9 protein-coding genes and 1 riboswitch are annotated in these 11,168 nt (G+C 70.6%); of the genes, 4 read left to right on the top strand and 5 right to left on the bottom strand.

Going from position 1 to position 11,168, the window contains the following annotated elements:
- On the bottom strand, positions 1 to 1,100 hold a 1,100-nt coding region (gene metX, locus ACR2JA_RS11465), incomplete at its 3' end, for a homoserine O-acetyltransferase MetX (RefSeq protein ID WP_434009210.1).
- A 53-nt stretch (positions 1,101 to 1,153) separates the two neighbouring features.
- Positions 1,154 to 1,229, bottom strand: a riboswitch (SAM riboswitch).
- Positions 1,230 to 1,256: 27 nt separating this feature from the next.
- Here metX and ACR2JA_RS11460 point away from each other — a divergent pair.
- The 3 genes from ACR2JA_RS11460 (at position 1,257) to ACR2JA_RS11450 (ending at position 5,593) form a co-directional block, all read left to right on the top strand.
- Positions 1,257 to 1,901 (top strand): formate/nitrite transporter family protein, encoded by a 645-nt coding sequence (locus ACR2JA_RS11460; protein WP_434009209.1) that lies wholly within the window; start codon positions 1,257 to 1,259, stop codon positions 1,899 to 1,901.
- Between the two features lie 100 nt (positions 1,902 to 2,001).
- The gene (locus ACR2JA_RS11455; protein WP_434009208.1) at positions 2,002 to 4,971 is read left to right on the top strand and encodes a hypothetical protein; all 2,970 of its coding nucleotides are present in this window, start codon (positions 2,002 to 2,004) and stop codon (positions 4,969 to 4,971) included.
- A 226-nt stretch (positions 4,972 to 5,197) separates the two neighbouring features.
- Positions 5,198 to 5,593, top strand: a complete 396-nt coding sequence (locus tag ACR2JA_RS11450) for an RNA recognition motif domain-containing protein (protein ID WP_434009207.1) — start codon at positions 5,198 to 5,200, stop codon at positions 5,591 to 5,593.
- A gap of 116 nt (positions 5,594 to 5,709) precedes the next feature.
- Here the strand turns inward: ACR2JA_RS11450 and ACR2JA_RS11445 are convergent, their stop codons facing one another.
- The 4 genes from ACR2JA_RS11445 to ACR2JA_RS11430 form a co-directional block, all read right to left on the bottom strand.
- Positions 5,710 to 6,504 carry an SDR family oxidoreductase gene (locus tag ACR2JA_RS11445; protein WP_434009206.1) on the bottom strand — a complete coding sequence of 265 codons (795 nt, stop codon included), beginning with the start codon at positions 6,502 to 6,504 and terminating at the stop codon, positions 5,710 to 5,712.
- Between the two features lie 11 nt (positions 6,505 to 6,515).
- Complete coding sequence (gene lptC / locus ACR2JA_RS11440; protein ID WP_434009205.1) at positions 6,516 to 7,175, bottom strand: LPS export ABC transporter periplasmic protein LptC; 660 nt, start codon at positions 7,173 to 7,175, stop codon at positions 6,516 to 6,518.
- Positions 7,172 to 7,741 carry a KdsC family phosphatase gene (locus ACR2JA_RS11435; protein WP_434009204.1) on the bottom strand — a complete coding sequence of 190 codons (570 nt, stop codon included), beginning with the start codon at positions 7,739 to 7,741 and terminating at the stop codon, positions 7,172 to 7,174. The genes lptC and ACR2JA_RS11435 overlap by 4 nt, the downstream gene beginning before the upstream one ends.
- Positions 7,742 to 7,984: 243 nt before the next feature.
- Complete coding sequence (locus tag ACR2JA_RS11430; protein ID WP_434009203.1) at positions 7,985 to 8,983, bottom strand: KpsF/GutQ family sugar-phosphate isomerase; 999 nt, start codon at positions 8,981 to 8,983, stop codon at positions 7,985 to 7,987.
- Between the two features lie 139 nt (positions 8,984 to 9,122).
- Between ACR2JA_RS11430 and ACR2JA_RS11425 the strand changes: the two genes are divergently transcribed.
- Positions 9,123 to 11,114: a monovalent cation:proton antiporter-2 (CPA2) family protein gene (locus ACR2JA_RS11425; protein ID WP_434009202.1), complete on the top strand. Its 1,992-nt coding sequence runs from the start codon at positions 9,123 to 9,125 to the stop codon at positions 11,112 to 11,114.
- Positions 11,115 to 11,168: the final 54 nt, after the last annotated feature.

Raw genomic sequence — 11,168 nt, 5'->3', positions numbered from 1 at the left:
GCCTTGACGATCTCGCGGCTGCGCGCAGGCGAGAAGCGCCAGTCGGTGGTGAAGCTCACCAGCAGGAACTTCGCCTTCGCACGGGCGAGGGCAGCGCTGAGGTGGCCGTCGAACTCGCGCGCGGGGTCGAAGTAATCGAGCGCGCGGGTGATCAGCAGGTAGGTGTTGGCATCGAAGTACTCGCTGAACTTGTCGCCCTGGTAGCGCAGGTAGCTCTCGATCTGGAATTCAACGTCCTGTGTCGAGTACCTGTACCCCCACGCTCCGCCGCTGCGCGGGTCGCTGCCCCCCGAGGGGGCTGCCCCGCCTTGGGGCGGCCCGGCGGCGGGGCGCGCGTCGTTGGCCAGTGCGCCATCGAGATCGGCGGGTTTGAGCATCCGGCCAAACTTCTCGTTCATCACGTCGTCGCTGAGGTAGGTGATGTGGCCGATCATGCGGGCGATGCGCAGGCCGCGGCGCGGCAGCGTGCCTTCGCGCAGGTAGTGGCCGCCGCAGAAGTCCGGGTCCGTCACGATGGCGCGGCGCGCTACCTCGTTGAAGGCGATGTTCTCGGCCGTGAGGTTGGGGGCGCTGGCCACCACCACGGCGTGGCGCACGCGGTCGGGGTATTGCAGCGTCCAGCTCAGGGTCTGCATGCCGCCCAGGCTGCCGCCCATGACGGCCGCCAGCTGCTGAATGCCCAGCACGTCCAGCAACCGGGCCTGGGCGCTGACCCAGTCTTCCACCGTGACCACCGGGAAGTCCGCGCCCCAGGGCTGGCCGGTGGCGGGGTTGGTGTGCGTGGGGCCGGTGCTGCCGAAGCACGACCCGATGTTGTTGACGCCGATGACGAACCAGCGGTTCGTGTCCACCGCCTTGCCCGGGCCGATCATGTTGTGCCACCAGCCTTCGCTGCGGGCGATGGGCTGGCCCTGTTCGTCGGCGTGGAAACCGGCCACGTGGTGGCTGGCGTTGAGGGCGTGGCAGATCAGCACCGCGTTGGAGCGGTCGGCGTTGAGCGTGCCGTAGGTCTCGAATGTGAGTTCGTAAGCCGGCAACACGGCGCCGCTCTTGAGCGGCAGCGGCGTATCGAACCGGAACGTTTGGGGCGTGACGATCACTGTTGTCTCCTGCAAGGCAGGTCCAGAAAAGAGAAAAGCCCGGAACACCAAGAGGCAGACCGGGCATCTCCCCTTTAGCGGCATTTTTAGAGCGCCCGCAATCCGGATCAAATCGGCGCTGAGCGGCAGTATAACGAGGCTGAAAGGAACTTCCCCATGTCCGAACTGTTCGGCTCCGACGCCTACGCACCGTGCGAAGTGGCCCAGCGCATCGAAACGGTGGGCGTGGCCAAGGCTCGCATGGCCACCCTGCCGCCGCTGATGCTGGGCGTGCTGGCGGGTGCGTTCATCGGCCTGGGTTCGCTGTTTTTCAACCTGGTGCGATCGGACGCGACGCTGGGTTTTGCCACCGGCCAGGTGCTCGGCGGCGTGGTGTTCGCGCTCGGCCTGCTGCTGGTGGTGGTGGCCGGGGCCGAGCTGTTCACCGGCAACAACCTGATCGTCATGGCCTGGGCGGACGGCCGCATCGGCAGCGCCGAGGTGCTGCGCAACTGGGTGCTGGTGTGCCTGGCGGTGTGGATGGCCATGGCAGGGCGCAGCGTGGTGGACAAGGCGGTGGCCGTGGTGCCACCGGTGGCGGCCTTCGTGGCCGCGGGCTTCGAGCACAGCATCGCCAACATGTACTTCTTTCCCCTGGCCATGCTGGTGCAGGCGGGCGACCCGGCGCTGGCCGCGCACCCTGTGACGTGGAACGGCCTGGGCGCCAACCTGCTGCCGATCATTGCCGGCAACCTGCTGGGCGGCAGCGTGCTGGTGGGCCTGAGCTACCACCTGATTTACCGCACGCGCGCCCCCACCTGACCGCAAAGCCGCCAAATCAGAGCCGTTCGTGCGTTTCTGCCGATCGCGCGGGGAGGGCGTGACGGACAATCTCGCGCAGTTTTGTTCCGCCCCCCCCAAGATGTCGAGAAGCTTCCTTTCGCGCGCGCACGGCTGGCTGCTGGGCCTGGCCGCCCTGCTGACCCTGCCCCAGGCCCTGGCCCAGACCTGCGCCATGCCCGGCCGCGACGGCAGCACCGCCAGCAGCGGCACGGTCAACACCTACTACCCACCCGCCACCGGCAGCTACAACGGCGCCAGCACGGCCATTGCGCTGGGCACCCCGCGCGGCGCGGCCACTGCCGTGGCGCCCGGCGACCTGGTCATGGTGGTGCAGATGCAGTGCGCCAGCCTGAACACCACCAACACCATCAACTACGGGGCCGGCAACGGCACCGGCCGCGGCTACACCGACCCGGCCGGCAGCTGCCTGGCCGGCCGCTACGAGTACGTGCGCGCCGGTGCCGGCACCACCGCCAGCTCGCTGGACCTGCGCGGCTCGCCACTGTCGGCCACCTATGAGCAGGACGCCACGACCGCCACCAACCGCCGAACCTTCCAGGTGGTCCGGGTGCCGCAGCACGCGGCCCTGACCCTGACCGGCGCCGTCAACGCGCCCTACTGGGACGGCAACACCGGTGGCGTGGTGGCCCTGGACGTGGCCGGCACCCTGAACTGGAACGGCCAGACCATTGACGTGAGCGAACGCGGCTTCCGCGGCGCCGCGGCCGTGCAATGGCTCGGCGCCGCCGACGCCGACGCCACCCCGGACTACGTGGCCACGCTGGCCAGCGACCAGCACGCCACCAAGGGCGAAGGCATCGCGGGCACGCCGCGCTGGGTGTTCAACCCCGCCACCAGCCTGCGCCAGGACAACGGCGCCACCTGGGGCGGCTACGCCAACGGCGACCAGGGCCGAGGTGCACCGGGCAACGCCGGCGGCGGCGGTGACAACCGCAGCACCACGCGCGACAACGGCGGCGGCGGCGGCGGCGGTAACGGTGGCACTGGCGGCCTGGGCGCCTACGGCTGGAAAAGCGGTGGCTGGGGCGGCACCTTCACGGCGACCGACGTCGACCTGCGCGGCATCGGCGGCGCGGCTTTCGCCTCGGCGGCCCCCAACCGCGTGGTCATGGGCGGCGGCGGCGGGGCCGGTGGCACCAACAACAGCGGCGCCGACCCCATCAACTCCAGCGGCGGCGCCGGTGGCGGCATCGTCATCGTGCGCGCCGGCAGCATGAGCGGCAGCGGCACCGTCAACGCCAATGGCGCCAACGGCCGCACCCAGCCGGTCAACGATGGCGCCGGCGGCGGCGGCGCGGGCGGCTCGGTGGTGCTGATGAGCGTGGCCGGCGGCCTGGGCGCGGTCACCGTCAACGTGCGCGGCGGTGCGGGCGGCGATTCCTACCTGGTCGCACCGGCCGATGCCGCCCACGCCGGCGGCGGCGGCGGTGCCGGCGGTGTGGTCATCCGATCCGGCGCAGCCACCGTCAGCAACACGGGTTCGGCCTACGGCATCACCAACACCAAGGACAACCCGGTCGGCGGCGCCGCCCACGGCGCAACCGCCGGTACAGGCGGCAGCAACACCGCCCCGGCCGACAGCACGTTCACCAGCACCCGCCCCAGCGCGCAGTGCCTGCCGCAACTGACGGTGACCAAGGCCACGCTCACGCCCACCGTCACAACGGCCGGTGCCACTTCGGTGAGCTACACCATCGTGGTCAGCAACAGCGGCGGCTCGGCCATCGGTGCCGATCTGGTGGACAACACGCTGCCACCGACGTGGACCTTCTCGCAGACCAGCGGCCTGACGTTTGCGCCCGCGCTCTCGGCCAGCGCCTGGGGCGGCTTCGTCGAAGGCGCCACGCCCGGCCTGCCGGCGGTGGCGGGCAGCCCGGGCACGGCGGCCAACCTGAGCGTCAACGGCACCCCGGCCGATGCACCCGTCTGGTCCAACATGACCATCCCTGGTCTGACCGGCGGCGTGCCCGGCGTGGTCACGCTCAGCTTTGTGGTCAGCGTGCCGGCCAGTGCGCCGGTGGGGTGCTTCCACAACCCGGCCGGCGTGAAGTACCTGGACCCGACGCGCAGCACCGCCGGCCGCGAAGTCGCACCCGTCACCAACAACACGGCCAACCGGGCCGGCGCCCTGGTCGGCGGCACGGCCAACACGGCCTACGAAACCAACCCAGGCCCCGGCACCACGGTGGGCGGCAGCCAGCATTCGGGCCTGGTGGCCGGACCGGCCAGCGACGATGTCTGCCTGCAGGGCGACCTGTCCATCACCAAGTCAGCCCCGGCCAGTGTGACCGCCGGCCAGACATTGACCTACACCCTCACGCCGCGCAACAACGGCCGCGCCATCCGCGACCTGACCTTCGCGGCCGACCAGGCCACCGACGCCGCCAATACCAACGCCAGCACACGGGTGCTGGCCAACGGCGTGGTGCGGGTCACCGACACCCTGCCCGCGGGCCTGGTCATCACCAGCGCCATCGCCCCCACGGGCTGGACCTGCGGCCTGACCGGTCAGACCGTGAGCTGCGACAGCGCGGTGGCGCTGCCGATCGCCGCCAGCACCGACCTCAACGCCATCACCGGCACGGTGCGGGTGAGCAACAGCGCCTGCCCCGGCCCGCTGGTCAACACCGCTGCCATCGCGGGGTTCCAGTCGCCCTACGCCGACAGCACAACGGCCAACGGCAGCAGCACGGTCAGCACCACGGTGGTGTGCAGCGGCACGCTGACGGTGGCCAAGGACAACGGCAGCAGCGCCGTCACCACCGGCACCACCACCACCTACACGGTCACGGTCGCCAACCAGGGGCCGGCCAGCGCCGACGGGGCGGTGGTCAGCGACACGCCCGATGCCGGCCTCGCCAGCTGCAGCGTCGTCTCGTGCAGCGCCAGTGGCGGCAACCCGGTGGCCACCTGCCCGGCCACACCGGCCAACCTGCTGAACCCCGGAGGGGTGTCCCTGCCCAGCCTGCCTTCGGGGGGCGCGGTGGTGTTCGGGGTGCGCTGTACGGTCACGGCCAGCGGGGTGTAGACACAGCCCCAGCACCCGCCGCTGTTGTAAACACGCACCAAGCCCGAAGAGGGCTTGCGCAGGCCGAAAAAATGTCACAACGCGCGGAACGCTCGGCGCATAATGTTTTCGCGAGCGCCCGCGGGCGCCCGTTGAACCAGTGATCGGTCGGTTTCGCTTGCTACAGGTTTTGTGTGCTAACGGGGCTCCATCGCTACTTCTTTCAGTGTTTCTAGGAGTCCCAACCATGGGCAACAAACTGTACGTCGGCAACCTGCCGTACACCGTGCGCGACGAAGACCTGCAACAGGCATTCGGCGCTTTTGGTTCTGTGAACAGCGCCAAGGTCATGATGGAACGCGACACGGGTCGCTCCAAGGGTTTTGGTTTCGTCGAGATGGGCAGCGATGCTGAAGCCCAGTCCGCGATCGAAGGCATGAACGGCCAGTCCCTGGGCGGCCGCAGCCTCGTCGTGAACGAAGCCCGCCCGATGGAAGCCCGTCCCCCCCGCACCGGCGGCTTCGGTGGCCCCCGTGGTGGTGGCGGTGGCTTCGGTGGTGGTGGCGGCGAAGGCGGCTTCCGCAGCCCCTACGGCGCTGGCCGTGGTGGCCGTGAAGGCGGCGGCGGCCGCGGCGGTTACTGATCGCTGCGCACCCGCGCCAGACCGCCTCGGCGGTCTGAAAACAAAAGCCCCGAGGCTCCGGCCCAGGGGCTTTTTTGTTGCCGGTTCGCAACCGCCCAGCGCAGGCGGTCGTTGCCTCAGGCCTGGCCTTCGCCCTTGCGGTGCTTGCGGGGCCGCCCGGCCAGCAGGCGGTCGAACCAGGGGTTGGGCAACAAGCGCAGCAGCTTGGCCACCACGCCCATCTGCCAGGGGATGACCCGGTAGCTGATCTGCGCGGTGATGGCGGCAAACGCCCGGTCGGCGAACGCTTCAGGGCTGAGCAGGAAGGGCATGCCGTAGCGGTTCTGGCGCGTCAGCGGCGTGTCCACGTAACCCGGCAGCAGGGTCACCACCTTCACGCCGCTGGCGCGCAGTTCGCCGCGCAGGCTTTCGCAATACGCCACCACGCCGGCCTTGCTGGCGCAATAGGCGCCGTGGCCCGGCAGGCCGCGGATGGCGGCCACGCTGGCAATGCCCACCAGCGAGCCGCTGCCACGCGCGACCATGCCGGCCACGAACGGATGGAACGTGGCCGCCAGGCCGGTGTTGTTGAGCGCCAGTGTGCGGGCCATCACGTCCAGGTCTTCGCGCTCGGCGGTGTCCATGCCGACGCTGATGCCGGCGTTGGCGATCACCACGTCGGGCAGGCCCTGGGCGGAGATACAGGCCTGGCCCGCGGCCACGATGCTGTCCACCTCGGCCACGTCGGCGCCGTACACGCGGCAGCGGTCGGTCCCCAGCCCTTGCGCGTCGGCCCAGGCCTGCATGTCGGCCGTGCGGCGCGCCACCAGCGCCAGACGCCATCCCGCTTGCGCGTAGCGGGCGGCCAGCGCCTGGCCGATGCCGCTGGACGCGCCGGTGATGAAGGCCAGGGGGGCTGTCGGGTGGTTCATGGGGTCACGCCTCAACGGGGCGCCAGGGTGGCGCGCACGCGGCCGGTGAGGGTGGCCACGCGCACATCGCCGCCCTGGTAGTCGAGGGTGTCGGCCTGCAGTCGGTCGTTGCCACGCACCAGCAGCACCGGGCGGTCGGACACCACGCGCTCGGGCGCGGTGAAGACCTGGATGAACTCACCCCGGAACTCCAGCCGGGGCACCGCGTCGGCCGTGCCCGGGCGCGACGGTTCGCGGATCACCACCGCGTCACCTTCGAGCGTGAACGCGGTCTGTTCGGCGTTGCTGACCACCCGCCGCGCGGTGGCCGTGGTCAGCTGTCCACCGACACCGACCGAGCGGATGCGGGCGTTGTCGATTTCGACGGTGTCGGTGTCCGGGTGGTGGCGCGCCTCGGCACCGAAGACCTCGCTGCGCAGTGCGCCGCTGGCGTCGAACACCTTGACCGAGAAGCGTTGCATGAAATAGTCGGGCTCGTGCGTGACCGGGCGCTCGGGCGGGGGCTCCAGGGCTTCGGGTGTGGCGCGCAGCAGCCAGTACGACGCCGCCGCCAGCAGGGCCATGAGCAGCACCGGCAGGTAGATGGAGACCTGGTCCCACAGGCGCTGGCGCGAGCGGGGACGCGCGCGCGCCGCCGGCGGGGTGCTGGGGGGCAGGGTTGCGGCGTTCACCGGGCCGCCGCTTCGAGTTCGCGGACGTACAGGCCGCTAGCCACCAGCAGCAGATCGCACAGCTCGCGCGCCGCGCCGGCGCCGGCGGCCGCGCGCGTGACGTGGTGGACCAGCGCCAGCACCTCCGCGTGGGCAGTGGGCGGGCAGCAGGCCAGGGCCACGCGGCGCAGCACCGGCAGGTCGGGCCAGTCGTCGCCCATGGCCGCGGCCTGCGACCAGTCCAGCCCCAGACCGGCCAGGATCTCGGCCGCCGCGGGGGCCTTGTCTTCGGTGCCGTAGCGCACGTGCTGCACCCCCAGGGCCTGCAGGCGCAGGCGCAGCGCGGGCGAGTCGCGTCCGGTCACCACCGCGGGTGTGATGCCGGCACGCTGCAGCAGCTTGATGCCGTGGCCATCGAGCGAATGGAAGCGCTTGAGCGTTTCACCGGCCTCGGAAATGAACAGCCCGCCGTCGGTCAGCACGCCGTCGATGTCGAAAAACACCACCCGCACCGGCTGCGCCCGCAACAACAGCGCAGGATCGAAGTTCAGCACAGGGCGCAGGGGCGGCAGTTCGGGCAGGGACATGGGGCGCAATGCTAACCGGGGCGCACGAAAGCACCGAGTGAAGTGCCTTCATTCCAGGGCGCCGCGGAACCGGCTTCGCCGGGCCGCCAGCGCCGCCGCCTGGGGGGCTGAGGGCTGCGGCTCCAAGTCTGCCTGCGCAGACTTGGACAGACCGAAGTGACACCGGCTCTGACGGTGGCGCGGCCTGCAAGGCACGCGCGCAGCGCGGCGCGGGGGGGCCTCACATCCTGCGGCGCGGGGGGGTCAAATCACCTTGGCGCGCATCAGATCGTTGGAGTTGAGCGCGCCCACCAGCCGCTCGGCCTCGTCCACCACCAGCACGCTGGTGATGCGGCTGGCTTCCATCATTTCGGCAGCGACCACGGCCAGCGCGTCGGCGCGCACGGTGCGCGGGTTGGCGTGCATCACCTCGCGTGCGCTCAGGTTGCGCAGGTCCACGCTGCTGCCAGATCTTTCGATCAGGCGGCGCAGGTCGCCGTCGGTGAAGATGCCCAGCACGCGTTCGTCGGCGTCCACGATGGCGCTCATGCCCAGGCCCTTGGCGCTGATCTCGCGCATCAGCGTCATCAGGTCGGCGTCCAGTGGCACACGGGGCAATTCGGCGCCGCTGCGCATCACGTCGCCCACGTGCGTGAGCAGCTTGCGCCCCAGCGCGCCGCCCGGGTGCGAGCGGGCGAAGTCGTCCGGGCGGAAGCCGCGCGCGTCCAGCAAGGCCACCGCCAGCGCGTCGCCCAGCGCCAGCTGCACGGTGGTGCTGGCGGTGGGCGCCAGGTTGTGCGGGCAGGCCTCTTTGTCGACCGCGGCGTCGAGCACCACATCGGCGTGGCGGCCCAGGGTGGACTCGGCGCGGCCGGTGATCGCGATCAGCGGCACGCCCATGCGCTTGATCAGCGGCAGGATGGCGGTGAGCTCTTCGCTCTCGCCGCTGTTGCTGATGCCCAGCACCACGTCGGCGGCGGTGATCATGCCCAGGTCACCGTGGCTGGCCTCGGCCGGGTGCACGAACATGGCGGGCGTGCCGGTGGACGCCAGCGTGGCGGTGATCTTGCGGCCGATGTGGCCGCTCTTGCCCATGCCCATGACCACCAGACGCCCCCGGCAGGACAGGGCCAGCGACACCGCGCGGGCAAACCGGTCGTCCAGCCGCGCGGCCACGGCCTGCACGGCCTGGACCTCGATGTCCAGGGTTTCACGGGCCAGCGCGAGCGCGCGCTGCGGGTCGAAAGGGGTGCTCTGGGTCATGGGGCGATTATCGTTGCGCGTGGTCGGCAAGAGCGCCACCGGGCCTGCCGCCGGGCCGCCCCAAGGCAGGCCAGCCCCATTGGGGGGCAGCGACCCGCGCAGCGGCGGAGCGTGGGGGCGCTACCACTACCATAGGGGCATGAACGCGCTGGACCTGACCCTGCTCTACCTGGCTGCGGCCGTGCTGGGTGTGGTCGGGTGCCGCCTGCTCAAGCTGCCACCCATGCTGGGCTACCTGGTGGTGGGTGTGGTGATCGGTCCCAACGCGCTGGCGCTGGCCCAGAACTCCGCCGGCCTGCGGCACCTGGCCGAATTCGGCGTGGTGTTCCTGATGTTCGTCATCGGACTCGAATTCAGCCTGCCCAAGCTCAAGGCCATGAAGCGCCATGTGTTCGGGCTGGGGCTGTCGCAGGTGGTGTTGACGGTGCTGCTGACCACGCTGGCCTCGCTGGCGCTGGGCTGGCTGCTGCCCCAGTGGTGGAAGATGGAGTGGCAGATGGCGCTGGCCCTGGGCGGCGTCATGGCCATGAGCAGCACGGCCATCGTCATCAAGCTGGTGGCCGAGCGGCTGGAGCTCGAAAGCGAGCACGGCAAGCGCGTGGTGGGCATCCTGCTGTTCCAGGACCTGGCCGTGGTGCCGCTGCTGGTGCTGATCCCGGCGCTGGGTTCGCCGCCCGACCAGCTGTTCAAGGAACTGGGTGTGGCCCTGTTCAAGGCCACGGTGCTGCTGGGCATTCTGCTCACCGGTGGCCAGCGCGTGATGCGCTGGTGGCTCACCCTGGTGGCGCGGCGCAAGAGCGAAGAGCTGTTCGTGCTGAACCTGTTGCTGGTCACCCTCGGCCTGGCCTGGCTGACCGAGCACGCCGGCCTGTCGCTGGCGCTGGGCGCCTTCGTCGCCGGCATGCTGATTTCGGAGACCGAATACAAGCACCAGGTGGAGACCGACATCAGGCCCTTCCACGACGTGCTGTTGGGTCTGTTCTTCATCACCATCGGCATGCTGCTGGACTGGCGCCTGGTGCTCGAACGCTGGCCGCTGGTGCTGCTGCTGCTCACGGCCTCGCTGGCCTTCAAGATCGCCATGATCACCGGGCTCACGCGCGCCTTCGGCGCCCCTATGGGCACCGCGCTGCGCACCGGCCTGTACCTCTGCCAGGCGGGTGAATTCGGTCTGGTGCTGCTGTCGCTGGCGGGCCGGCACGACCTGGTGCCGCCGGCGCTGTTCAACCCCATCCTGGCGAGCATGGTGATCTCCATGCTCGCCACGCCCTTCGTCATCCAGTACGCCAACGACGTGGTGACCCGCGTGGTCGGCAGCGACTGGCTGATGCAGTCGGTGCAGATGACCAGCATCGCGCGCAAGGCCATCAGCGCCGACAAGCACGTGATCATCTGCGGCTACGGCCGCTGCGGCCAGAACCTGGCGCGCCTGCTCGAAGCCGAAGGTATCCCGTACATGGCGCTGGACCTGGACCCGGACCGCGTGCGCCAGGCCGCAGCGGCGGGTCATTCGGTGGTGTTCGGCGACGCGGCCCGGCTGCAGGCGCTGATGGCCGCGGGCCTGCACCGCGCCAGCGCGCTGGTCATCACCTACATCGAGACCGCCAGCGCCCTGAAGGTGCTGCACCACGCGCAGGAGCACGCGCCGCAGGTGCCGGTGGTGGTGCGCACCATCGACGACCTGGACCTGGACAAGCTGCGCCAGGCCGGTGCCACCGAGGTGGTGCCCGAGGCCATCGAGGCCAGCCTGATGCTGGCCAGCCACGCGCTGGCGCTGGTGGGCGTGCCCATGCGCCGCGTGATCCGGGTGGTGCAGGACCAGCGCGACGAGCGCTACAACCTGCTCAAGGGCTACTTCCACGGCGCGGACGACGACAGCGTGGAAGACGCCGACACCGAGCGCCTGACCACGGTGACCATCCCACCCGGCGGCCGCAAGGTCGGCCGCACCCTGGGCAGCCTGGCGCTGGATGCCCTGGGCGTGCGCACCGCCAGCCTGCGGCGCGCCAACGGGCGCGGCGAGGCGGTGCGCGAAGACGCCGTGCTCGAAGGCGGCGACACCCTGGTGCTCAGCGGCAGCACCACCGCGCTGGCGCTGGCCGAAGAAAAGGTGCTCTCGGGCAAGGCCTGAACACCCCGCCGGCCACGGCATAACCCGTTGGCAAACGGGGGCTCTAAAATGGAT

It is taken from the genome of Hydrogenophaga sp. (assembly GCF_051007235.1).
Taxonomy (GTDB): Bacteria; Pseudomonadota; Gammaproteobacteria; order Burkholderiales; family Burkholderiaceae_C; genus Hydrogenophaga.
Note: the sequence above shows the minus strand (reverse complement) of the source record. Positions and strands in the feature narration are given on the sequence as shown.